Here is a 23,149-nt window from a genome sequence, read left to right on the forward strand (position 1 = left end):
ACCAGCTACGCCACTTTCTCCATGGCGGCCAACGTTGAGCGCCTGACGTATACCGGGGCGGCAGCCTTTACCGGTTACGGCAACGCCAGCGACAACATCATCAGCGGCGGTGCCGGTAATGACGTGCTGTTTGGTGGCGGCGGTGCAGACCAGTTCTTCGGCGGCGCCGGTATGGACACTGTCGGCTACACCGACAGCACCGTGGCGGTGACCCTTAACTTGATGACAGGCATCCACTCCGGTATCGCGGCTGGCGATACTTACGTCGATATCGAAACCCTCCGTGGGACCGCGCTCAACGACATCTTCATCGGTGGCACCACTGCCATGGGGTTGGACGGCGCAGCCGGTCAGGACCTGGTCAGCTATGAACAATCCACCACTGCCGTGACAATAGATTTGAAAACCAATGTCAATGCGGGCGATGCCGCTGGCGATACCTTCACCGGGATCGAGATTTTCCAGGGCAGCAGTTTTGACGACACGCTGTCGGGATCCACTGGCAGCGACATTTTCATCGGTGGCGCCGGTGCCGACCGGATCGATGGGCGTGAAGGGCTGGACAGCGCCTGGTACATCAACAGCGCAACTGCCGTGAATATCAACCTACAGACCGGGGTCACTCAGGGTGGCGATGCGCAAGGCGACGTCTTGCTCAACATCGAACGCGTAGTGGGCAGCCACTTCGACGACACGCTGACCGGTGATGCGGTCGGGAACTACCTTGAGGGTGGTCTGGGCAATGATCTGGTTTATGGCGGCGACGGTGGCGATACCATCTACGGCGGTTTGTACTCCCAGATCGGGCCATTCTCCCTTGGCGGTGTAGCAAACGGGCCTCAGGCCGACATGCTGTATGGCGGCAATGGTGGCGATGTCATCACCAGTGCTGCCGATGATCGTGGAACCATGGCTTTTGGCGAAGCTGGCAACGATAGCCTCACGGTGGTCAGCGGCACGGCCGATGGCGRTGACGGCGACGATATTTTGAGCGGCACCGGTGACAACTTCGTGTTGCTCGGCGGCGTCGGCAATGACAAGTTGACCCTGAACGTGAAGGGTGAATTCGCCTGGAACATGAAGTCTGGAGGCTTTGCCAACGGTGGAGAGGGCGATGATACCTATACCGTTAATACCAGTAAGTTGGTGACTATCCGCGATGACGGAACAAGCATCAATGACACGCTGATATTGAACAATGTCAACTCCGCAGCCGACTTGCAGCTCATGCGAGTTGACAATGATCTCTATCTCTACGATCGCTTTGATACTCAAGGCGCTGTGCCCGACCATGGTGTGAAACTGCAGGACTGGTACGCAGGCTTCACTACCATTGAGCATTTCAAGACCGCCAATGGTGACGCGTTCGATTTGTTTGGTTGAGGTTTTGGATCTTCACTCGTAATGGAGTTGAAGGTCTTCTTTGAAGTAATTGGGGAATCTGGTTGTGATTGACCCGGTTCCCCTTTTTATTGGGTCCGCATAGCTGCTAATTACCCTCTGTCGCTGATTCAAGTGCTGTCCCCCGACCTGAAAGAGCTGGCGCGTTTCCTGCAAGTCCCCCCTCATATCGCCATAAAACGAGCGCTTGCGGCCGGTACGCCAGCGCCTGACACGGCAGAGCGTTTTAGCCAGACAGCCCGCAAAAGCATGAAATAGCTTGGCCGAGCTCTGTGAAGAACAAGAGGGGAGACGATGAAGGCAGTAATTCTGGCGGGTGGCCTGGGCACGCGCATCAGCGAAGAGTCGCACCTCAAGCCCAAGCCGATGATCGAGATCGGTGGCAAGCCAATTCTTTGGCACATCATGAAACAGTACTCCGCCCACGGGATTCATGACTTCGTGATCTGCCTTGGCTACAAGGGCTATGCGATCAAGGACTTCTTCGCCAACTACTTCCTCCACACCTCCGACGTCACCTTCGACATGCGCAACAACCGCATGGACGTGCATCAGAACTACAGCGAGCCGTGGAGCGTCACCCTCATCGACACCGGCGAGGAAACCATGACCGGTGGCCGCTTGCTGCGCGCCGGTCGTTACCTCAAGGACGAAGAGGCGTTCTGCTTCACCTATGGCGATGGCGTCTCCGATATCAATATCCGTCAACTGGTGGACTACCACAGCGCCCACGGTCGTCTGGCGACCGTCACCGCCGTACAACCGCCGGGCCGTTACGGCGCCCTGGAGCGTCACGGCGATCAGGTGCTCGGTTTCACCGAGAAACCCCGTGGCGATGGTGGCTGGATCAATGGCGGGTTCTTCGTGCTGTCGCCGAAAGTGCTGTCGTACATCGGCGGTGACGAGACCACTTGGGAAGCCGAGCCGTTGACCCGGCTGGCCCAGGACGAACAGTTGAAGGCTTTCGAACACGAAGGCTTCTGGCACCCGATGGACACCCTGCGCGACAAGAACCACCTCGAAGCGCTGTGGCAGAGCGGGGAGGCCCCATGGAAGCAATGGGCCTGAGTCCGGAGTTCTGGCGTGGCAAACGGGTGCTGCTGACCGGCCACACCGGTTTCAAGGGCAGCTGGTTGACGTTGTGGCTGCAAAGCCTCGGGGCCGAGGTCAGCGGGTTTTCGCTCGATCCGTCCACCGAGCCGAGCCTGTTCGAACTGGCGCGGGTACACGAGGGCATCAACGATCAGCGTGGTGATCTGCGTGATCTGGGCGCCTTGCTGGAACTGATCGTCGAAACCCAGCCGCAAATCGTCCTGCACCTGGCGGCCCAACCGCTGGTGCGCGAAGGCTATCGCGATCCGCTTGGCACTTACTCCAGCAACGTCATGGGCACGCTCAATCTGCTCGAAGCGATCCGCCAGGTCGGCGGCGTGCGTGCCTGTGTGCTGGTGACCACCGACAAGGTCTATGCCAACAAGGAATGGCTGTGGCCGTACCGCGAAGACGAAGCCTTGGGCGGTCACGATCCTTACAGCAGCAGCAAGGCTTGTTGCGAATTGTTGGCGCAGTCTTACGCTGCCTCGTTTTTCCCGGCTGACAAGTACGCCGAGCATGGCTTGGCGTTGGCCACCGCCCGTGCTGGCAACGTGCTGGGCGGCGGTGACTTTGCGCCTGAACGCCTGATTCCCGATGTGCTCAAGGCCTGGTCGGCCGACCAACCAGTGACCCTGCGCTACCCGCAGGCCGTGCGCCCCTGGCAGCACGCTCTTGAACCTTTGGCGGGTTACCTGCAACTCGCCGCAGGCCTCTATGAGCAAGGCCCGCAGTTTGCCGGCGCATGGAACTTCGGCCCAAGCGAAGCGGACATGTGCAGCGTCGGCGAAGTGGTGGAGTTGCTCGCCAGCCGCTGGCCGCAAGCGCGCGGATTGCGTATCGAGCCGAGTGATTTGCACGAAGCCGGCCTGCTGCGCCTGGACAGCAGTCGCGCCCGTCAACGGTTGGCCTGGCAACCGCGCTGGTCGTTGCAGCAGTGCCTGACCCAGACCCTCGATTGGCACCTGGCGTGGCAGAACGGTGATGACATGCGTGAAGTCACCCTGAACCAGTTGAACCTGTACCGAGGCGCGTTGTGAGCGAGTTCTTGTTGAAAGCCTTACCGCTGGCCGGTCTGTTCAGCGTGCAGCACAAACGCTTCGAAGATGATCGCGGGCACTTCGCCCGGTTGTTTTGCGAAGGCAGCCTGAGCGCTTTCGGCCAGCCGTTTCATATCCGCCAGATCAACCACTCCTGCACTCGTGAGCGGGGCAGTGTGCGTGGTCTGCATTATCAAAACTCCAATGCGCCGGAAGCCAAGTTGATTACCTGCCTGCGCGGCGAAGTCTGGGATGTGGCGGTGGACTTGCGCCCTGACTCCGAAACCTTTCTGCACTGGCACGCCGAGCACCTGAAGGCCGGTGACGGTCGCAGCTTGCTGATCCCGGAGGGGTTCGCCCACGGCTTCCAGACGCTGACCGATGACGCCGAATTGCTCTACTTGCACAGCGCTGATTACGCACCTGCGCACGAGGGCGGGTTGTCGGTGAACGATCCACGGCTGGCGATCGCCTGGCCGTTGCCTGTCAATAATCTGTCAGCCAGGGATTCCAGCCATCCCTTGCTCGATGAACACTTCGCTGGAGTGCGTCTATGAACTGCCGTGGTTGCGGTACTCATCTGGCCTTGCCGCTGATCGATCTCGGCACCTCGCCGCCATCCAACGCCTATGTGCACGCGGATCGCCTGGAACAAGCCGAGCAATGGGTGCCATTGAAGGTCGCGGTGTGTCAGCAGTGCTGGCTGGTGCAGACCGAGGATTACACCAGCGCCGATAGCCTGTTCGATGCCGAGTATGCGTATTTCAGTTCGTTCTCCAGCACCTGGCTGGCCCATGCCGAGCGCTATGTCGCCGAGATGGTCGAACGCTTCGGCCTGACCGCTGACAGCCGCGTGGTGGAAATCGCCGCCAACGACGGTTACCTGTTGCAGTACGTGGCCGGGCGTGGCATCCCTTGTCTGGGCGTTGAACCGACCCGTAGCACTGCGCAAGCGGCGCGGGAAAAAGGCCTGGAGATTCGCGAACTGTTCTTCGGTCGCGACACCGCCGCGCAACTGAAAAACGAAGGCTGGGCCGCCGACCTGATGGCCGCCAACAACGTGTTGGCGCATGTGCCGGACATTAATGATTTCCTCGGTGGTTTCTCCACCTTGCTCAAGCCGACCGGTGTGGCGACGTTCGAGTTTCCGCAACTGCTGACGCTGATGGCCGGGCAGCAGTTCGACACGCTGTATCACGAGCACTATTCCTACCTGTCCCTGACTGCCGTGCAGACCTTGTGCGAGCGCAATGGCCTGGAAGTGTTCGATGTCAGCCAGTTGTCGACCCATGGCGGTTCGTTGCGGGTGTTCGTCCAGCGTGCCGACGGTGTTCGCCGTGAGGTGCAGCCAGCCGTTCAACAGCAGTTGCAGGCCGAACTGGCAGCGGGAGTGAAAACCCCCGAGTACTACGCGACCCTGGCGCCCGCAGCAGAACGCATCAAGCACGGATTGCTGCGTTTCCTGTTGCAGGCCAAGGCCGACGGCAAGCGCGTGGTCGGTTATGGCGCGGCGGCCAAGGGCAACACCTTGCTCAACTACGCCGGGGTCAAACCGGACCTGTTGGCCTGGGTGGCCGATGCCAATCCGCACAAGCAGGGCAAGTACTTGCCGGGCAGTCGCATTCCGATCGTTTCGCCGGCGCAGATCGATCTGGAAAAGCCGGATTACGTTCTGGTATTGCCATGGAATTTGCTGCACGAAGTCAGTCAGCAGCTGGCGCAGGTGCGTCAGTGGGACGGCCGTTTCGTGATCGCCGTGCCTGAGTTGACCGTACTGTGAAGGTGCTGGTGACCGGTGCTACCGGGTTCGTCGGCCGACATCTGGTCGCGGCTTTGCTCGCCCGTGGCTGCGAGGTGCGGGCCGTGGCGCGTAACGCCGAGACCGCCGCGCAATTACCGTGGATCAACGCCGTGGAATTCGTGGCCGCGGACGTTCATGCCGCCGACCTGGACTTCGCCGCGCTGACCGATGGCGTCGATGCCTTGGCGCATCTCGCCTGGCCGGGGTTGCCGAATTATCAGGCGCTGTTTCACTTCGAACACAACCTGATGGCCGATTACCGCTTCATCAAGGGCGCGGTCGAGGCGGGCGTATTGCAGGTGTTGGTCACCGGCACCTGTTTCGAATACGGCCTGCAGAGCGGGCCGCTCAGCGAGCAGACCGAGGCGCGGCCAAGCAACCCTTACGGGCTGGCCAAGAACACTTTGCGTCTATTCCTCGAAAACCTGCAGCGCCAACAGCCCTTCACCCTGCAATGGGCGCGGCTGTTCTACCTGCACGGGGAAGGGCAGAACCCCAACAGTTTGCTGGCGGCGCTGGACCGGGCAATCGACGCCGGGGACGACAGCTTCAACATGTCGGCCGGCGAGCAGTTGCGCGATTACCTGGCGATCGACACGGCCGCCGATTACCTCGCCACGATCCTGCAACAGCGCGAATTCGATGGCGTGATCAATTGTTCCAGTGGCCAGCCGGTATCGGTCAGGGCGCTGGTCGAACAGCGGCTGCGTGAGCGTGGCGCGACGATCCGTTTGAACCTGGGCCATTACCCATACCCGACCCATGAACCGATGGCGTTCTGGGGCGTGGCGGACCGCTTGCAACAGCTACTGGGAGCAGAGCATGAGGCATGAGTTGTATCGGGTCGCCGACCTGCCGGTGTTGCAGAACCGTACCTTTGCCGACCCGGAGTCGGCCAGGGCTTCGGCCAGCGCCGACATGCTGTTGGTGCAGGACGAGACGAGCGGGCTGATCTTCAATCAGGCTTTCGACGCCGACAAGCTCAGCTACGACGCCGACTATCAGAACGAGCAGGCGCATTCCGGCCAGTTCCAGAAGCACCTGAGCGATGTCGAAGGGATCATTGCCCACCACTTCAAGGGGCAGGAACTGATCGAAGTCGGCTGCGGCAAAGGCTACTTTCTTGAGCTGCTCAAAGGCCTGGGCTACGCCATCACCGGTATCGACCCGGCCTACGAAGGCGACAACGCCGACGTGATCAAGGCGCCGTTCACCCGCGGCCTGGGATTGTCGGCGGGCGCTATCGTGCTGCGGCATGTGCTGGAGCATATCCAGGACCCGGTGAGTTTTCTCGCCGAGATGGCCGAGGCCAATCAGGGCGGGCAGATCTACATCGAAGTGCCGTGCTTCGACTGGATTCTTGAGCACCGCGCCTGGTTCGACCTGTTCTACGAACACGTCAATTATTTCCGCCTCGATGACCTGCGCCGGATGTTCGGCACCGTGCACGAGGCCGGTCACCTGTTCGGTGGCCAATACCTGTACATCGTCGCCGACCTGGCCACGCTGCGCCTGACACCGGACCAACCGGTGCCGCGCCTGGCATTGCCGGACGGTTTCACCAGCAGCCTCGAGCGCGCGGTGCAGATCATTCAAGCGGCGCCCGAGCAAGGTTCGGCGATCTGGGGTGCCTCGTCCAAAGGCGTGATTTATTCGCTGTTCCTGCAACGCGCAGGTGTGGCGGTGGATCGCGTGGTGGATATCAACCCGGCCAAACAGGGCCGTTATCTGCCCCTGAGCGGCGTGCGGGTGTCTTCGCCCCAAGAGGCCATGGATGCCTTGCCCGAAGGCGCCAACCTGTTTGTGATGAACTCCAACTACCTCGAAGAAATCAAGCGGATGACCGGTGGACGCTACGTCTATCACGCCGTCGACAGCGCTTCGTTCCAGTGACTATTGAGATTCTAAAATGACCGACAACACCATCAATAAAGCCTTCGAAGCCGAATGCCGGGAACAGATCGCCCAGCAGGGTGACGACCAGAAACTCACCGGCCTGGCCCGGGATTTCTTCAACGAATCGGCCAAGCACAAGTACAGCTACCACTTCTCGTGGATGGGCCGTCCGATCATCCAGCTGCCACAAGACATGATGGCGATGCAGGAAATCATCTGGCAGGTCAAACCGGACCTGGTGATCGAATGCGGCATCGCCCACGGCGGCTCGATCATTTACTACGCCTCCTTGCTGGAGCTGCAAGGCCACGGCGAAGTGCTGGGCATCGACCTCGATATCCGTGCACACAACCGTGAAGCCATCGAGAGTCACCCGATGAGCAAGCGCATCTCGATGATCGAAGGTTCGAGCATCGACCCGGCCATCGCCGCCCAAGTGCGTGCTGCCGCTGAAGGCAAGAAAGTCATTCTGGTGCTCGATTCCAACCACACCCACGATCACGTGCTGGAAGAACTGCGCCTGTACGCACCACTGGTGTCGGTGGACAGCTACTGCGTGGTCATGGACACCGTGGTCGAAGACATGCCAGCCGATTTCTTCCCGGATCGTCCATGGGGCCCGGGCGATAACCCGAAAACTGCGGTGTGGAAGTACCTGGAAGAGAACAAGGACTTCGAGATCGACCAGCAGATGCAAAACAAACTGCTGATCACCGTGGCGCCGGACGGCTATCTGCGTCGCGTTCGTTAATCAAAAACAGCTTCAGGTACTTGGCGATCGGCCGGTTGTGGGGATAGGAAAATGCAGGTTCAAAGCAGCACTCAAACCAACGTGACACCGCTGAACGAGCTGTTCACGGTGGTGGTTATCACCCACAACCGCAGGGCGTTCCTGCGACGCGCCTTGCAGTACTACAGCCGTTACTCCGCCAAGGTGCTGGTGCTGGATTCGTCCGTGCAGGGCGATGAGCGCATCGCAACCGACTTTCCGTCGGTCGACTATCGTCATTTGCCGCAGTTCACCTACACGGGGTTTCAGCAAAAGCTCGGGTATGGCGTCAGCCAGGTCACCACGCCGTACATGGTGTTGGCTTCCGACGATGACTTCCTGCTGCACGATGCACTGACCGAATCGGTGAACTTCCTCGAGGCCAACCCTGATTACGGCATGTGCCACGGCTACTGCCTGATGTACCTGACGCACTCCAACTATGTGCAGTACTACCGTCGCGACAAGAAGGTAAAAGAGGATTACAACGCCGAGCGCGCGCAGGATCGCGTGCTCGACTACATGGGCCAGTACATTCCGCCGTTCTATGCGGTGCACCGCACCTCGCTGTTGCAGGACTGGTATGCGGCCATGCCGGAGGGCACGATTTTCGAGTGGCAGGAAATCGGCCATGTGTATTACATGCTCGCGCGGGCCAAGGCGCGGATTCTGCCAATGCCTTATGTGGTGCGGGAGGTCAACTACGGCCGTTCGGATCACAATACCGAAATCATTCACGTCCTGAGTTTCAAAGACGCCCGTTCGGTCGCCGAGCGTGAGCGCTTTGCCGGTTTCCTCGCCACGCTGCCGACCGACATCAGTGACCTGAACCAGAAGCAGACCGCAGAGTTCGCCCTGCAAAGTTTCCAGGCGCTGGCCGACAGCCTGGCCACGCGCAATGCATTGACTATCGAGCCGATCTTCGAGTCCTACTGGAAAGATCCCACCATTGGCCCGAAACGCGCATTCGGCACCCAGCAATATGTCGAGATGCCGTTTTACAACCAGGCGTTTTTTGATCAACTGACCGAGTGCGAATTCCTGCTCCATGCGATGCCGGCCGGCCGCTTGCAGCTGGAAGAAATGGAGGGTGCATTACTTCAGCAGCATACGTTGCAGCGCACTTATTCCAACGACACGCCCGAGACCATCCAGACTCGTTTGCTGCATGCCGTGCAGTTGGGCGCCTTCAACCGTCAGGTCGTGCAAAAACTGGTGCAGCAACTGCTGGACATGGGCGAGAGCGCCGATGCGAAAATATTGACGGACTGGATTGCCCGCCTCGGCAGCCTACCGACCTACGACAGCCGTGAGTTGCTGGGCAGCATGCCCTCCGGCCGGCTGTTGAACTGGTTGCAGGCACGCCAGCCGAACGACACCGCGGTACGGAAAATCAATCAACACCTGGCGGCCAATGAGGGCGGGCCTCAGTTTGGCATTCTGTTGCTGGATCTTGAAGCCGACATGGACAAGTTGCAGGTCACCTTTGACAGTCTGATGGAAAGCGCTTTCCGCGCCTTCAAGGTGGTGGTCTTCACCACCGGTGATTTGCCTGACGTCACCACCGAACAAAATACCGTGCATTTTGTAAAGGTCAGCGCAAGCAACTACGTCGATAAACTGAACCAGATTGCCCAGCGCTCAACCTCGGACTGGCTGCTGTTGGCCGAGGCCGGCGATGAGTTCACCGCTGCCGGCTTCCTGCGCGCCAGCCTTGAGTTGCAGGACGCGGAAGGTTGCCGTGCGGTGGCGATGGATGAGATTCATCGCCGTAGTAACGGCACATTGACCGAGGTTTTCCGCCCGGCCTTCAACCTCGACCTGCTGCAAAGTCTGCCGACGTTGACCGCCCGGCATTGGCTGATCCGACGCGAAGTGCTGGTGGATGTCGGTGGTTATGCCCGCGAGTTCAGCGATGCACTGGAATTCGACCTGCTGCTGCGCCTGATCGAAGCTGGCGGGTTGGCAGGGCTGGCGCATTTGGCCGAGCCATTGCTGATCACCCCGGCGGTGGAGTTGGCGCCGAATGAGCACCAACGTCAGACCCTGGTACGCCACCTGGCAACCCGTGGTTATCAGGCGCAGGTCAGTGCCGAGGCATTTGGTGGCTTGCGGATCGACTACCGGCATGCCCAGCGTCCGAAGGTGTCGATCATCGTCCGCAGCGAAGGCGATCAGGAGCCATTGCAGCGCTGCCTGGTGAGCGTATTGCAGCGTACGCGCTATCAGAACAACGAAATTATCATCGCCGACAACCACAGCCAGTCAGCCGATCTGCTGACGTGGCTCGACAGTCTGGAGCAAAACGGTCGCGGGCGGATTCGCCTGATCAAGAACGAGCAGCGCGTGAGCCCGTCGGCACTGCTCAACCAGGCCGCCGCGCAGGCACAGGGTGAGTACTTGATACTGCTCGCGGCAGACGCCGAGGTGGTCAATGCCAATTGGATCGAAGCTTTGCTCAACCAGGCTCAGCGGCCGGAAGTGGGGGTGGTGGGGGCCAAGCTGGTTGATCGCGAGGGCAGCGTGACCGGCGCCGGTTTGATTCTGGGGCTGGGGGACGGCGTGGCCTCTGCGTTCGTCGGCGAGAAAAAAGACGCACCGGGTCCTATGCATCGACTGTTGGTCGAGCAGAATTATTCGGCAGTTTCCGACGCTTGCCTGATGGTGCGCAAAGAGGTGTTCGATGCACTGGGCGGGCTGGATGAAGAGCATTTCGAGCAAGCGTATGCCGATGTCGACTTGTGCCTGAAAGTCGCCGATGCCGGGTTGCTGACCGTATGGACGCCGCAAGTGCAAATCGCCCACCCCGGCTCATTGCCGGATCACCCGCAGGCGGTAGCCGCCCTGCGCGACAAGTGGCAATCGCGTTTCGAACAGGATCCAGCCTACAACCAGAACCTGGCCTTGACCGGCAAGGGCTTTACTCTCGGCGAACCGACCAGTGTGAACTGGGCGCAGTTGCTCGCATAAGCCTGGCTGACAGGTAAAAGGACTCAAGGCATGTTCAACGGTAAATCGATTTTCATCTCTGGCGGCACCGGTTCGTTCGGACGCAACTTCATCCGCCGCTTGCTGGAGCAATACCAGCCCAAGCGTGTGGTGGTGTTTTCCCGCGATGAGCTTAAGCAGTACGAGATGCAGCAGACGTTCAACGCGCCGTGCATGCGTTACTTCATCGGTGATGTGCGCGACGCCGACCGTTTGCGTCAGGCCATGCGCGGTATCGATTATGTGGTGCACGCCGCGGCGCTGAAGCAAGTGCCAGCGGCGGAATACAACCCCACCGAATGCATCCGCACCAACGTCAACGGCGCGGAAAACATCATTGCCGCGGCCATCGACAACGGCGTGAAAAAAGTTGTCGCGCTGTCCACCGACAAGGCTGCCAGCCCGATCAACTTGTACGGCGCGACCAAGCTGCTGTCGGATAAATTGTTCGTGGCTGCCAACAACATTGCCGGCGAGCAACAAACCCGGTTTGCCGTGGTGCGCTATGGCAACGTCGCCGGCTCGCGGGGTTCGGTGGTGCCGTTCTTCAGCAAGCTGATTGCCGAGGGCGCCAAAGAGCTGCCGATCACCGATGAGCGCATGACGCGGTTCTGGATCACCCTCGATCACGGCGTGAAGTTTGTGCTCGACAGCTTCGCCCGCATGCACGGTGGTGAAGTATTTGTGCCGAAGATCCCGTCGATTCGCATCGTCGACCTGGCGCAGGGCATGGCTGAACATTTGCCGCACAAACACGTCGGCATTCGTCCGGGGGAAAAACTCCATGAGCTGATGGTGCCGTTGGACGACGCGCGCATGACCCTGGAGTTCGACGATCACTACACCATTCAGCCGTCGATCCGTTTCACCAGCGTCGACGTGGATTTTGCCGTGGACAAACTGGGCGAGCAGGGCCGGCCGGTGGGCGAAGATTTCGAGTACCGTTCCGATACCAACCCGCACTTCCTGTCGGTCGGCCAGATCGCCGACCTGCACGCGGAACTGTCGGCATGATTCCCTACGGTCGGCAAAGCCTCGATCAGGCCGACATCGATGCGGTGGTCGCCGTGTTGCAGTCTGACTGGCTGACCCAAGGGCCGACCATCGAGCGTTTCGAACAGGCGATGGCCGAGCGGTGCCAGGCCGATTTCGCGGTGGCGGTGTGCAATGCCACGGCGGCGTTGCACATTGCCTGTCTCGCCGCGGGCCTGGGGCCGGGCGATCGGTTATGGACCACGCCGAATACCTTTCTGGCCTCGGCCAACTGCGGTCGCTACTGCGGCGCCGACGTCGATTTTGTCGACATTGACCCGCTGACCTGGAACCTCGATGCCTACGCCTTGGCGTCGAAGTTGGAAATCGCCGAGCGCGACGGCAAGCTGCCGAAAGTGCTGGTGGCGGTAGCGTTCTCCGGGCAGAGCTGCGATATGCGCATGATCGCCGAACTGGCCGAGCGTTACGGTTTCACGGTGATCGAGGATGCCTCCCACGCGGTCGGCGCGTCCTATGCCGGGCGCCCGGTGGGTTGCGGTGAATTCGCGGCAATGACCGTGTTCAGTTTCCACCCGGTGAAGATCATCACCAGTGCCGAAGGCGGCATGGTGCTGACCAATCGCCCGGAACTGGCCGAACGCTTGCAACGTCTGCGCAGCCACGGCATGACCCGTGACCCCGAGCAGATGACCGAACCCAGCCACGGCCCCTGGTACTACCAGCAAGTGGAGCTGGGCTTCAATTACCGGATCACCGATCTGCAAGCGGCACTCGGTCTGTCACAGCTGAACAAGCTCGATGGCTTTATCGAGCGTCGACGCGAACTGGCGGCGCGTTACGACCGGTTGCTGGCGTACTTGCCGCTGACCTTGCCCAGCACGCAGCCTGAAGCCGAATCGGCGTGGCATCTGTACGTGGTGCGCTTGCAGACGGAGCGGATCAGCCTCAGTCATCGACAGGTGTTCGAAGGCTTGCGAGCGGCCGGTGTCGGGGTGAATCTGCACTATATTCCCGTGCACTTGCAGCCGTACTATCGCGACCTGGGTTTTGCCGAGGGTGATTTCCCCCAGGCCGAACGTTATTACGCCGAGGCCATCAGCCTGCCGCTGTTTCCTCTGCTGAGCGATGAACAACAGGACTATGTGGTCGAGCAATTGCGACGGCTGATCCTTGAGGAGTAGTGACTCTTGAGCTGTGTTGCGATCATTCCGGCCCGTGGTGGCAGCAAGCGAATCCCGCGCAAGAACCTCAAGCCGTTCGACGGCGTGCCGATGATCGTCCGTTCGATTCGCACGGCGTTGGAGTCGCGCCTGTTCGACCAGGTGATCGTCAGTACCGACGATGAGGAAATCGCCGACGTCGCACGAGCCAATGGCGCTCAGGTGCCGTTCATGCGGCCTTCGGCACTGGCTGACGATTTCACCGGGACTGCGGCAGTGATTGTGCATGCCTTGAATCAATTGCCACCGTTCGACCATGCCTGCTGCATCTATGCGACGGCGCCGTTGTTGCAAGCGCGTTATCTGCGTCAGGGGCATGAGTTGCTGGTGCAGCACCCGGACAAGTCTTTCGCGTTTTCAGTCACCGGTTTTGGTTTTCCGGTGCAGCGGGCCTTGACCCTCGACGCGCAGGGCGCCCTGACCTCGCTCTATCCGGAGTTTCGTGACACCCGCTCCCAGGACTTGCCCGAAGCCTTTCAAGACGCCGGCCAGTTCTACTGGGGACGCAGCGAGGCCTGGTTGCGTGGTGATGCACTGTTCTCGCCAGCGAGCCTGCCGGTGATTCTGCCGCGCTACCTGGTACAGGACATCGACACCCTTGAAGACTGGAAACGCGCCGAATACCTTTACGCCGCATTGAAGGCTGGTGGTGAGTTGCAATGAGGATACTGATCCGCGCTGACGCGTCGCCAACCATTGGCAGCGGCCATATCGCCCGCTGTCTGACCCTGGCCAGGGTGTTGCGCAAGCAGGGCACGCACGTTGCCTTCGCCTGTCGCCTGCTGCCGGGGCATCGACTGGACAGCCTGGCAAGCGAGGGCTTCGAGACCTTCGCGCTGCCGGCACGCTACCCCGATGAAGATCCGCAGCAGGCCATCGAATCGATGCTGCCCTGGCAGGCGGACATCGCCGCGCTGGCGCAAGCCCTGGAAAGCCATCCGGCTTTCGACTGGATCATCGTCGACCACTATGGCCTCGATCATCACTGGCAGACTGCGGCCCGTCGCTGGGCATCACGGATCGCCGCGGTGGATGACCTGGCCACTCGGCAGTACCGCGTTGATCTGCTGCTCAATCAAAATCTGTCGGGCACCCCAGAGGCTTATGCCTCGCTGCTGACGCCCGACTGCCAGACCTTGCTCGGTCCACGTTTTGCGATGTTGCGCGATGAGTTCTGCTGCCCGGCGGTCGAGATCAAGCCTCGGGCCAGGCGAGTATTGGTGAACTTCGGCGGCTTCGATGCGGCCATGCAGACCCACCACGCGATGTTGGCGCTGGCGGACCTTCATGAGCTGGAGGTCGATTTCGTGGCGGGGGCCAACAACCCGGCCTGGGAGCAGATGCAGGCGCTGGCGGCGTATCGTCCGAACTGGCGCCTGCACAGTTTTGTCAGCGATTTCTATCGGCTGATGACCGAGGCTGACCTGTTTATCGGTGCCGGTGGCGGCACCAGTTGGGAGCGGGCGGCCATGGGGCTGCCGACGATTTGCATTGCGGTCTCGAATAATCAGCAGGCCAACGGCGAGGTGATGGCGACCTCGGGCGCTCATGTGTTCCTGGGCAACCGCGAGCATGTCAGCGTCGAGCAGTTGCGCCAAGCCATCGGTTTTGTCGTAGGCAATCAAGGTTTTCGTCAAAGTATGGCCGAACGCTCACGGCAGTTGGTCGATGGCCGTGGCGCGCAGCGGGTGGCGGCAGCACTGGCGGGAGCGGTACTGCAGGTGCGTCGAGCCGATCCGGACGATGCGCAATTGTTGTTCGAGGGACGTAATGCCGAGGCAGTACGGCGCTGGTCGCTGGACACCCACGCCATCGATTGGCAGCGGCATCAGGTCTGGTTGGCCGCGAGCCTGAACAACCCTCAGCGACTGCTGTTGATTGCCGAGGCGGATGACGGCCCGGTCGGTATGCTGCGCTATGACCTTGACGGTACTCGGGCCGAGGTCTCGATCTATCTGTTCGAAGGCCGATTCGGCCTGGGCTGGGGCAGGGCGCTGCTGGCGCGGGGCGAAGCGTTCGTCACGGCGCATTGGCCACAACTTGAGGCCATCACCGCTCAGGTGCTGCCGGCCAATCAGCCATCGCTGAAGGTTTTCCGCGAGGGTGGTTTTACTCAGAGTGCTTGCGCGTTCACGCGCGTGTTGAAGGATCCAGAACAATGACCAGTTTCAAGATCGGTAATCGCTCGATCGGTGCCGATGCGCCGCCGTTCATCATTGCCGAGATGAGCGGCAACCATAACCAGTCGCTGGACATGGCGATAAAAATCGTCGAAGCCGCGGCCAAGGCCGGCGCCCATGCCTTGAAGCTGCAAACCTACACCGCCGAGACCATGACCCTGGACTTGTCCGAAGGCGAGTTCTTCATCAAGGACCCCAACAGCTTGTGGGCCGGTTCTTCGCTGTATGCGCTGTACGAAAAGGCCCACACGCCGTGGGAATGGCACGCGCCGATTTTCGCCCGGGCCAAAGAGCTGGGCATGCTGGCGTTCTCCACACCGTTCGATGACACCGCGGTGGACTTCCTCGAGAGCCTCGATGTGCCGGCCTACAAGATCGCCAGCTTCGAGAACACTGATCTGCCGTTGATTCGTCGGGTTGCGGCCACCGGCAAGCCGCTGATCATTTCCACCGGCATGGCCAGCATCGCCGAGCTCGATGAAACCGTGCGTGCCGCCCGTGAGGCCGGTTGCAAGGATCTGGTGTTGCTCAAGTGCACCAGCACTTACCCGGCGACGCCCGCCAACAGCAACGTGCGCACGATTCCTCATCTGCGTGAGTTGTTTGGCTGTGAAGTCGGTTTGTCCGACCATTCGATGGGTGTCGGGGTGTCTGTCGCCGCCGTAGCGCTGGGGGCGACGGTGGTGGAAAAACACTTCACCCTCGACCGTGCCGCCGGAGGCGTGGATGCCAGTTTCTCGCTGGAACCGGCCGAACTCGCCAGCCTGGTGGTCGAAACCGAGCGCGCCTGGCAGGCCATGGGCCAGGTGCATTACGGCGTGACTGACGCCGAGCGCAAGTCCCTGGTGTACCGCCGGTCGCTGTATGTCACCCAGGACATGATCGCCGGAGAGCCATTTACCGCCGCCAATCTGCGGGCCATCCGTCCGGGCCTGGGGCTGGCCCCGAAACACGCTGAAACCCTTCTGGGCCGCCGTGCCCGCCAGGCCATCAAGCGCGGAACGCCGCTGGACTGGTCGCTGGTCGAATAACCGCTTGTGGGGCTGATTCGGCAAAATAGCGTGACCTGCGAGTCATTACGCGCATCTTCACTGTATTGTATAAATAGGGAAGAGGGCGCCTGGCCTGCTTTTGGCTCAGTGATGGCCTTTTACTCTTCCCGCTGTCACCTCGTTGAGGGCGACGTTATTCGTTGTTTGTCGGCGCCCCTCGATTCCTTGCGAGCGGTGGTATTGGGCTGTTTATTATTGGGAAGCCGTAATGATTGGCATAAAGAGCATTGCGAGCTACGTTCCTGTAGCCGGCGTGGACAATTACGCACAAGGTGCAAAATTCGAGAAGGATGAAGAGTTCATCCTGGGCAAGATCGGTTCGGCTTTCCTGCCGCGCAAAGACGCCGGGCAAGAAACCTCGGACCTGTGTGTCGAAGCAGTCAACGCGCTGTTCGCCAACAACCCTGAATTGAAGCGTGAAGCCATCGACGTGCTGATCGTCGTGACCCAGAACGGCGACGAAGAAGGCCTGCCGCACACCGCCGCCATCGTTCAGGACAAGCTGGGCCTGCCGACGACCGTGGCCGCGTTCGATATCTCCCTGGGCTGCTCCGGTTACGTCTACGGCATCTACGCYATCAAGGGCTTTATGGAAGCCGCAGGCCTGAAGAATGGCTTGCTGGTGACCGCCGATCCGTATTCGAAGATCGTCGACCCGGAAGACCGCAACACCACCATGTTGTTCGGCGATGCCGCCACCGCCACCTGGATGGGCGAAGACGCTCCATGGCAGTTGGGCAAGGCCAAGTTCGGCACCGACGGTTCCGGTGCGCCGCACCTGAAGGTCACCGACGGGGTGTTCTTCATGAATGGCCGTCAGGTCTTCAACTTCGCGCTGCTCAAAGTCCCTGCGCATTTGCACGAGCTGCTGGGCGACTCGGGTCTGACGGCCGACGATATCGATGCCTTCTGCATTCACCAGGGCAGTGCGGCGATTGTCGATGCCGTGGCGCGACGCTTCGAAGGCGAGCCCGAGAAGTTCCTCAAGGACATGGTCGAGACCGGTAACACCGTGTCGTCGAGCATTCCATTGCTGCTGGAAAAACACGTGCTCGATTCCAAGTGGAAGCGTGTGGCACTCAGCGGTTTTGGTGTTGGTTTGTCCTGGGGTTCGGCGATCATCTATCGCCCTTGATCTTCTAAAAGCCGGACACAAAAAAAGCGCTCAAGGTGTAACCTTGAGCGCTATTTTTTTGCCCGAATCACAGCGAGGCGCCATGAGCGAGTTTTTTCAACCCAACGCCGAACTCATTCAGCGTCGCTGGCCGGCCGTGGCTGAGCGTCTGCTGTCTGAAGATCCGGGCCCGTTGCAGGCCGATCTGGTGGAAGGGCTCGGCTCGACCCTGAGCATCAACGGCATCCAGTTGACCAGTCGCCATGACCGTACCCGTGAAGCGCAGCTTCAAGCCGAAAGCCTGCCGGTCGACAGTCCAGTGTTGCACGTTTATGGCACGGGGCTGGGTGATCTGCAACTGGAACTGCTGCAGCGTTCGGAGCTGATTCAGTTACACGTACATATCCTTAACGGCGCAGTGTTTGCGCTGGTGTTGCAATTACTCGATCAGCAGCCGTGGCTCAGCGATTCGCGGGTCGAGCTGCACTACGCCGGTGATTTAGCTGAGATTTGTTTGCCGTTCTTTGCCCTGCCTTCGGAGCTGGTGCTGGCCGATGACTTCAACGCGAAGATTCGCGACCGCTTGATCAGCGAAACCCATCTGACGTTCAACAACCGTGAGTTCGATCCGGACAATCCGGAAATAGCGACGCGCCTGCTGGAAAGTGTCGAACAGATCCGCGTCGATAGTGACGCCGCACAATTGTTCGCAGCACACGCTGGCCAGCCGATGTTTGTCATCGCCACCGGGCCGAGCCTGGAACAGCACTTCGTGACCTTGCGATCAATTCGCGGCCAGACCCCGCGACCACTGTTCGTTTGTGTCGATACCGCTTATAGGCCGCTGATCGAAAATGGTATCAAGCCGGATGTGGTCGTCACGATCGATCAGCGTATCTCGCTGCGCCATCTGCCGCCCGAGGACAGCGCAAACATCACGCTGGTCTACATGCCGCTGGTGGCCCCTGCCGTCTTGCAGGCCTGGCAAGGCAAACGCTATGTCGCCTACTCGGCAAGCCCGGTTTTTCGGGATCTGCGCGCGCAGCTCCCACGGGCAGAGCTGTTTGCAGGCGGCAGCGTGATTCATCCGGCGGTGGACCTGGCGGTGAAAATGGGTGCCAGTCAGATCACGCTGTTCGGGGCTGACTTCGCGTTCCCCAACAACAAGACCCATGCCGGCTGGAATGACGGCGACCTTGGCCCCCAACTGGGCGCGGCTCGCCATTGGGTATTGGACGGGCATGGGCAGCGGATCAAGACCCAGCTCAATTTCCGCAGCTACCTGTGTGAGCTGGAGCGCTATATCGCTGCGAATCCACACGTCGTCTTCTACAACAGCAGTCGAGCCGGGGCCATGATTGCCGGCACGACATTTCATCCGGAGTTCAGTCGATGAGCGAAGTGCTACTCGTCGATCAGGCCCGGCAATGTTCAGCGTTGTTTCGCCTGGGAAGGGATGTCGAGGCCGCGCTGGTCATGGTCGAGGTGGCGGAGCAAGTGCAGTCGCGGGTCGGCGGGGCAGGCAGCCAGATCGCAACCCAGTGGATGGCATTGCTGACAGGCATGCTGGATAGCCAGGAACGACAGGACTGGCTGGCGCTGGCGGATTACCTTGAATACGAACTGGTCGATTTGCTGATGGCTGTCAATTCCGCGTAATGCCGTGACAGATCAGCGGGAGCGGGGCTGTAAGAAAGGGGGGGTGGCAGTTCTCTGGCGTCATTTTTTGGTGGTTGGATCGTCGCTAAGCCTCGGTTTTACAGGGGGTGGCAGGGTGATGGCAAAAAATTTCAAAAATCCCCTCAAGCAACCTGCATTGGCGACGATAACTATTACGAAGGTTCTCTAGGCCATACCGGGCGGTTGCCAGGGCCGGAAGCCGCAGTACCCAACCAACGAGGAATTCGTCATGGCTTTAACAGTAAACACTAACACTACTTCCCTGAGTGTTCAGAAGAACCTGAACCGTGCGTCCGACGCACTGTCGACTTCGATGACCCGCCTGTCCTCCGGCCTGAAAATCAACAGCGCCAAAGACGACGCCGCCGGCCTGCAGATCGCTACCCGTATGACTTCGCAGATCCGTGGCCAGACCATGGCTATCAAAAACGCCAACGACGGTGTTTCGATCGCTCAGACCGCTGAAGGCGCTCTGCAAGAGTCGACCAACATTCTGCAGCGTATGCGTGAAATCGCAGTGCAATCGCGAAACGACTCCAACGGCACTGCTGACCGTACCGCTCTGGACAAAGAATACCAACAGTCGGTTGCTGAACTGACCCGTATCGCTCAGTCGACCAACCTGAACGGTAAAGCGCTGATCGACGGTACTGCAGGTGCGATGCAGTTCCAGGTAGGTTCGAACACTACTTCCGACAACCAGATCACTCTGACCCTGTCGACCAGCTTCGACGCCAGCGCCCTGGGTATGACCGGTACTGTTATTTCCGGTACTTCCAACGCTACTAACCACACCAACGTTGATGCCTCTATCTCGGCTATCGACGCTGCTCTGGCAAACATCAACGCCACTCGCGCTGACCTGGGTGCTGCTCAAAACCGTTTCTCGACCACCATCTCCAACCTGCAGAACATCAACGAAAACGCCAGTGCTGCACTGAGCCGCGTACAAGATACCGACTTCGCTGCTGAAACTGCACAGCTGACCAAGCAACAAACTCTGCAACAAGCTTCCACCGCAGTTCTGGCTCAGGCCAACCAACTGCCATCCGCTGTACTGAAACTGCTTCAGTAATAGCCGATGAGTTTTGGCGGGGGAGTGCGCTTGTCGCGCTCTCTCGCTTTTTACTTTAAGAGGTGATGGACATGGATATGAGCGTCAAGCTGAACTTGTCTTATCCTGCGGCACAGCAGGCGACGACTGTTGCCGATAAGCCTGCGGAAAAGCCTCGAGCGGAAACTGCGCCAGTGGTTACCGTCAAGGAAGAAGGTAAAAAAGACCAGACCGAGCAGGAAAAACTGAAGATGGCCGTTCAGGAAATCGAAAAGTTCGTTCAGTCGGTCAAGCGTAACCTGGAGTTCTCGATTGACGAGCCTTCAGGCAAAGTTGTGGTCAAAGTGATTGCCAGTGACTCCGGTGAGGTGATTCGTCAAATCCCCAACGAAGAAGTCCTTAAGCTGGCGAACAGTTTGAATGATGCAAGCAGCCTGTTGTTCAGCGCAAAAGTCTGACAACTGGCACGAATTTTGTTGCTATGTTCTTTTGGGCGTTGTAGTGGTCAAAAGGCCGGCGACACACTGAAGGGAGTTCCACATGGCAAGTCCAATTCTACCGGGCACGGGCTTAGGTTCCGGTATTAATACCGGTGATATCGTCAAGGCTCTGGTCAACGCCGACAAGGCGGCCAAGCAGAATCAGATCGATCGTCAGACGACCACCAACACTGCGCAGATTTCCGGTATTGGTACTCTCAAAAGTGTCCTGGCGAACTTCCAGGCTGCGATCAAGAAGCTGCAAGATACGCAGGCTCCGCAATTCCTCGGCTACAACGCCACTTCCGCCGACGCGAAAGTATTGACCGCTGTGGCCAGCAACACCGCCGTCAACGGCTCTTACGTGGTCAAGGTCTCTAACCTTGCGACCTCGTCCAAAGTGGCCACCGCAGCCTTTGCCGGCGGCGCCAGCAGTGCCATTGCGAGCGGCACGCTCAATATCACGCAAAACGGCGTATCCAGTTCTGTCACCATTCCGGCGGGCGCGACGTTGCAATCGGTTCGCGATGCGATCAACACCCAGCAGGGCGCGAATGGCTTCAGTGCCAACATCGTGACTGACTCGTTTGGCTCGCGTCTGGTGATGGGTTCCACGGCGACCGGTGCCGGTTCCGATATCACCCTCAGCGGTATTGCGGGTCTGGAAATCAATGCCGGCCAGCAAATGGGCGCAACACCGACAGCGACTTCGGCTGGTGCTATCGGCGATTTCGCGAAGGACGCCAATTTCACCGTGGACGGGCTCGCGCTGACCAGCAAAAGCAACAAGGTTGACTCGGCTGTTTCTGGCTTGACCCTCAATCTGGTCGCCGGTGGTGATGTAACCACGACGGTGACGGTCGGTCCGAACAGTGATGGTCTGAAAAAGTCCATTCAAGCTTTCGTCGACGCTTATAACCAGGTTGTGACCAGTGTAAATACGTTGACCAAGCCATCCCTGGATGCAGACGGCAAGCTGACCGTTGCTGCTGCACTGACCGGTGACCCATTGGCGCGCGGTATCATGGCATCGATTCGTTCACCGTTGGTGACTACCGGTGCTGGCGACAAGCTCACTGTTCTGTCGCAATTGGGTATCACCACCAATCAGAAAACCGGTGCGCTGGATTTCGATAGCGCCAAGTTCACCAATGCGATGGACACCCAGAAGCTCGGTGGTGAGGTTCAGAAGCTGTTCCTGGGCGATCCGACGGCGACTGGCGATGCCGCCAAGGGGCTGCTCACGCGCATGAACGATGCCATCACCCCTTACACGATCACTGGCAGTGAGGGGATCCTCGACACCCGTTCGAGCAACCTGTCCAAGGCCAAGAGCAATCTGGCCAACCAGCAGGCAGCCCTGGATCGTCGGGTCGAGACGCTGACGGCGGTGCTGACCAAAAAGTACAACGACATGGATACCCTTGTCGGCAAGCTGAAGGCAACGGCGAGCAATATCACTTCGATGTTCGACGCGATGAATGCGCAGAAAAACGCTTCATAGCGCATAAACGCCAAAAGCCCGGCAGCGGATTCCGCTTGTCGGGCTTTTTTAGTTTCGGGCTAAAGATTTTTGACGCTATGTCGATAGCCTAATTATACGAATCACAGAGTTTAGATGAGGTACAGCATGAACCCGATGTTAGCCCTTCGGCAGTACCAGAAGATTGGCGCGCAAGCCCAGACTTCCGAGGCCAGCCCTCATCGTCTGGTGCAAATGCTTATGGAAGGCGGTCTGGATCGCATCGCTCAGGCTAAAGGCGCCATGGAGCGCAAGGATGTCGCCAGCAAGGGTGTTCTAATCGGCAAGGCCATCGGCATTATCGGTGGTTTGCGAGAGGGATTGGACCTGGAGAAGCAGGCGGAGTCCGTTGGTGAGTTGGACAATCTCTATGCTTACATGATGAAACGCCTGGCAGAAGCCAACCTCAAGACCGATCCGAAAATCCTCGACGAAGTTGCCGATTTGCTTCGCACGGTGAAAGACGGTTGGGATGCTATTGGCGCACCTGCTCCCCAGTTTTAAGGAGATCACCATGAGTCTTGTATTGCAGCGAATCGAACAAACCCGGGACGCCCTGGTCGAGGCATTGGCCGAGCGTAACTGGGAAGCCATCGGTGAATTGGACCTGGCTTGCCGTTCCTGCATGGAAGACGTCTTGAGTGAAGCTTCGGTGGACGAGACCGCGTTGCGCGAAAACCTGGAGGAGTTGCTGGGGGTGTATAAACAGCTCCTGGAAGCGGCGACGGGGGAGCGACAAGCGATAGTCGACGAGATGTCGCAGATCCACCAAGCACAGAACGCGGCAAAGGTTTACCATCTGTTTGGTTAATTAACCCTCAGTTAATCCAAACATAGTGCGCCATAAATTTGACTGTGCACGGTTTTT

22 protein-coding genes are annotated in these 23,149 nt (G+C 59.5%); all 22 read left to right on the forward strand.

All coding sequences use genetic code 11. The annotated features are described in order from the left end of the window. Positions 1-1,383: calcium-binding protein (locus AC1DIS_RS14505; protein ID WP_477780939.1), on the forward strand; the 1,383-nt coding region annotated here is incomplete at its 5' end. A 312-nt stretch (positions 1,384-1,695) separates the two neighbouring features. Next, positions 1,696-2,469 carry a glucose-1-phosphate cytidylyltransferase gene (gene rfbF, locus AC1DIS_RS14510; RefSeq protein ID WP_019579550.1) on the forward strand — a complete coding sequence of 258 codons (774 nt, stop codon included), beginning with the start codon at positions 1,696-1,698 and terminating at the stop codon, positions 2,467-2,469. Then, complete coding sequence (gene rfbG / locus AC1DIS_RS14515) at positions 2,451-3,533, forward strand: CDP-glucose 4,6-dehydratase (protein WP_026286325.1); 1,083 nt, start codon at positions 2,451-2,453, stop codon at positions 3,531-3,533. Before rfbF ends, rfbG begins: the two co-directional genes overlap by 19 nt. Then, positions 3,530-4,090: a dTDP-4-dehydrorhamnose 3,5-epimerase family protein gene (locus tag AC1DIS_RS14520; RefSeq protein WP_064619535.1), complete on the forward strand. Its 561-nt coding sequence runs from the start codon at positions 3,530-3,532 to the stop codon at positions 4,088-4,090. The genes rfbG and AC1DIS_RS14520 overlap by 4 nt, the downstream gene beginning before the upstream one ends. Continuing rightward, positions 4,087-5,313 (forward strand): methyltransferase domain-containing protein, encoded by a 1,227-nt coding sequence (locus AC1DIS_RS14525; protein WP_477744231.1) that lies wholly within the window; start codon positions 4,087-4,089, stop codon positions 5,311-5,313. The genes AC1DIS_RS14520 and AC1DIS_RS14525 overlap by 4 nt, the downstream gene beginning before the upstream one ends. Continuing rightward, a complete protein-coding gene (locus tag AC1DIS_RS14530; RefSeq protein ID WP_477744232.1) occupies positions 5,310-6,167 on the forward strand; it encodes an NAD-dependent epimerase/dehydratase family protein in 858 nt (285 codons plus the stop codon). Before AC1DIS_RS14525 ends, AC1DIS_RS14530 begins: the two co-directional genes overlap by 4 nt. Then, positions 6,157-7,227, forward strand: coding sequence for a class I SAM-dependent methyltransferase (locus AC1DIS_RS14535; protein WP_477744233.1), 1,071 nt, complete (start codon positions 6,157-6,159; stop codon positions 7,225-7,227). The genes AC1DIS_RS14530 and AC1DIS_RS14535 overlap by 11 nt, the downstream gene beginning before the upstream one ends. Positions 7,228-7,243: 16 nt before the next feature. Beyond that, positions 7,244-7,981, forward strand: a complete 738-nt coding sequence (locus tag AC1DIS_RS14540) for a cephalosporin hydroxylase family protein (protein ID WP_064619523.1) — start codon at positions 7,244-7,246, stop codon at positions 7,979-7,981. Positions 7,982-8,032: 51 nt separating this feature from the next. Beyond that, positions 8,033-10,969 carry a glycosyltransferase family 2 protein gene (locus tag AC1DIS_RS14545; RefSeq protein ID WP_064619520.1) on the forward strand — a complete coding sequence of 979 codons (2,937 nt, stop codon included), beginning with the start codon at positions 8,033-8,035 and terminating at the stop codon, positions 10,967-10,969. 30 nt (positions 10,970-10,999) lie between these two features. Beyond that, positions 11,000-12,001, forward strand: coding sequence for a UDP-N-acetylglucosamine 4,6-dehydratase (inverting) (pseB, locus tag AC1DIS_RS14550; protein ID WP_019579558.1), 1,002 nt, complete (start codon positions 11,000-11,002; stop codon positions 11,999-12,001). After that, the gene (gene pseC / locus AC1DIS_RS14555; protein WP_064619517.1) at positions 11,998-13,161 is read left to right on the forward strand and encodes a UDP-4-amino-4,6-dideoxy-N-acetyl-beta-L-altrosamine transaminase; all 1,164 of its coding nucleotides are present in this window, start codon (positions 11,998-12,000) and stop codon (positions 13,159-13,161) included. The genes pseB and pseC overlap by 4 nt, the downstream gene beginning before the upstream one ends. A gap of 6 nt (positions 13,162-13,167) precedes the next feature. Further along, entirely contained in the window at positions 13,168-13,863 is a 696-nt protein-coding gene (gene pseF, locus AC1DIS_RS14560; protein ID WP_064619514.1) for a pseudaminic acid cytidylyltransferase, read from the forward strand. Continuing rightward, positions 13,860-15,362: a UDP-2,4-diacetamido-2,4,6-trideoxy-beta-L-altropyranose hydrolase gene (pseG, locus tag AC1DIS_RS14565; protein ID WP_477744234.1), complete on the forward strand. Its 1,503-nt coding sequence runs from the start codon at positions 13,860-13,862 to the stop codon at positions 15,360-15,362. Before pseF ends, pseG begins: the two co-directional genes overlap by 4 nt. Then, positions 15,359-16,411, forward strand: a complete 1,053-nt coding sequence (pseI, locus tag AC1DIS_RS14570) for a pseudaminic acid synthase (RefSeq protein WP_064619507.1) — start codon at positions 15,359-15,361, stop codon at positions 16,409-16,411. The genes pseG and pseI overlap by 4 nt, the downstream gene beginning before the upstream one ends. A 229-nt stretch (positions 16,412-16,640) precedes the next feature. Next, on the forward strand, positions 16,641-17,567 hold the full coding sequence (locus AC1DIS_RS14575; protein ID WP_018925031.1) for a ketoacyl-ACP synthase III: 927 nt from the start codon (positions 16,641-16,643) through the stop codon (positions 17,565-17,567). A gap of 82 nt (positions 17,568-17,649) precedes the next feature. Further along, positions 17,650-18,942, forward strand: coding sequence for a motility associated factor glycosyltransferase family protein (locus tag AC1DIS_RS14580; protein ID WP_477744235.1), 1,293 nt, complete (start codon positions 17,650-17,652; stop codon positions 18,940-18,942). After that, positions 18,939-19,205 carry a hypothetical protein gene (locus AC1DIS_RS14585; RefSeq protein WP_477744236.1) on the forward strand — a complete coding sequence of 89 codons (267 nt, stop codon included), beginning with the start codon at positions 18,939-18,941 and terminating at the stop codon, positions 19,203-19,205. The genes AC1DIS_RS14580 and AC1DIS_RS14585 overlap by 4 nt, the downstream gene beginning before the upstream one ends. 250 nt (positions 19,206-19,455) lie before the next feature. After that, positions 19,456-20,301: a flagellin domain-containing protein gene (locus AC1DIS_RS14590; RefSeq protein WP_019579566.1), complete on the forward strand. Its 846-nt coding sequence runs from the start codon at positions 19,456-19,458 to the stop codon at positions 20,299-20,301. 71 nt (positions 20,302-20,372) lie between these two features. Beyond that, positions 20,373-20,738, forward strand: a complete 366-nt coding sequence (locus AC1DIS_RS14595) for a flagellar protein FlaG (protein ID WP_007938606.1) — start codon at positions 20,373-20,375, stop codon at positions 20,736-20,738. Positions 20,739-20,820: 82 nt separating this feature from the next. Then, complete coding sequence (gene fliD / locus AC1DIS_RS14600; RefSeq protein ID WP_064619490.1) at positions 20,821-22,263, forward strand: flagellar filament capping protein FliD; 1,443 nt, start codon at positions 20,821-20,823, stop codon at positions 22,261-22,263. A gap of 126 nt (positions 22,264-22,389) precedes the next feature. Beyond that, positions 22,390-22,785, forward strand: a complete 396-nt coding sequence (fliS, locus tag AC1DIS_RS14605; protein ID WP_064619487.1) for a flagellar export chaperone FliS — start codon at positions 22,390-22,392, stop codon at positions 22,783-22,785. A gap of 10 nt (positions 22,786-22,795) precedes the next feature. Next, complete coding sequence (fliT, locus tag AC1DIS_RS14610) at positions 22,796-23,092, forward strand: flagellar protein FliT (protein ID WP_096479714.1); 297 nt, start codon at positions 22,796-22,798, stop codon at positions 23,090-23,092. Positions 23,093-23,149 lie beyond the last annotated feature (57 nt).

The organism is Pseudomonas sp. 05N433 (assembly GCF_056396925.1).

What these genes read in the sequence shown, in the direction of transcription:
- AC1DIS_RS14535 (WP_477744233.1), top strand. Translation starts at nt 6,157, where the DNA reads ATGAGGCATGAGTTGTATCGGGTCGCCGACCTGCCGGTGTTGCAGAAC.
- AC1DIS_RS14585 (WP_477744236.1), top strand. Translation starts at nt 18,939, where the DNA reads ATGAGCGAAGTGCTACTCGTCGATCAGGCCCGGCAATGTTCAGCGTTG.
- rfbF (WP_019579550.1), top strand. Translation starts at nt 1,696, where the DNA reads ATGAAGGCAGTAATTCTGGCGGGTGGCCTGGGCACGCGCATCAGCGAA.
- AC1DIS_RS14590 (WP_019579566.1), top strand. Translation starts at nt 19,456, where the DNA reads ATGGCTTTAACAGTAAACACTAACACTACTTCCCTGAGTGTTCAGAAG.
- AC1DIS_RS14545 (WP_064619520.1), top strand. Translation starts at nt 8,033, where the DNA reads ATGCAGGTTCAAAGCAGCACTCAAACCAACGTGACACCGCTGAACGAG.
- AC1DIS_RS14595 (WP_007938606.1), top strand. Translation starts at nt 20,373, where the DNA reads ATGGATATGAGCGTCAAGCTGAACTTGTCTTATCCTGCGGCACAGCAG.
- AC1DIS_RS14540 (WP_064619523.1), top strand. Translation starts at nt 7,244, where the DNA reads ATGACCGACAACACCATCAATAAAGCCTTCGAAGCCGAATGCCGGGAA.
- fliS (WP_064619487.1), top strand. Translation starts at nt 22,390, where the DNA reads ATGAACCCGATGTTAGCCCTTCGGCAGTACCAGAAGATTGGCGCGCAA.
- pseI (WP_064619507.1), top strand. Translation starts at nt 15,359, where the DNA reads ATGACCAGTTTCAAGATCGGTAATCGCTCGATCGGTGCCGATGCGCCG.
- pseB (WP_019579558.1), top strand. Translation starts at nt 11,000, where the DNA reads ATGTTCAACGGTAAATCGATTTTCATCTCTGGCGGCACCGGTTCGTTC.
- fliT (WP_096479714.1), top strand. Translation starts at nt 22,796, where the DNA reads ATGAGTCTTGTATTGCAGCGAATCGAACAAACCCGGGACGCCCTGGTC.
- AC1DIS_RS14580 (WP_477744235.1), top strand. Translation starts at nt 17,650, where the DNA reads ATGAGCGAGTTTTTTCAACCCAACGCCGAACTCATTCAGCGTCGCTGG.
- rfbG (WP_026286325.1), top strand. Translation starts at nt 2,451, where the DNA reads ATGGAAGCAATGGGCCTGAGTCCGGAGTTCTGGCGTGGCAAACGGGTG.
- AC1DIS_RS14525 (WP_477744231.1), top strand. Translation starts at nt 4,087, where the DNA reads ATGAACTGCCGTGGTTGCGGTACTCATCTGGCCTTGCCGCTGATCGAT.
- pseG (WP_477744234.1), top strand. Translation starts at nt 13,860, where the DNA reads ATGAGGATACTGATCCGCGCTGACGCGTCGCCAACCATTGGCAGCGGC.
- pseC (WP_064619517.1), top strand. Translation starts at nt 11,998, where the DNA reads ATGATTCCCTACGGTCGGCAAAGCCTCGATCAGGCCGACATCGATGCG.
- fliD (WP_064619490.1), top strand. Translation starts at nt 20,821, where the DNA reads ATGGCAAGTCCAATTCTACCGGGCACGGGCTTAGGTTCCGGTATTAAT.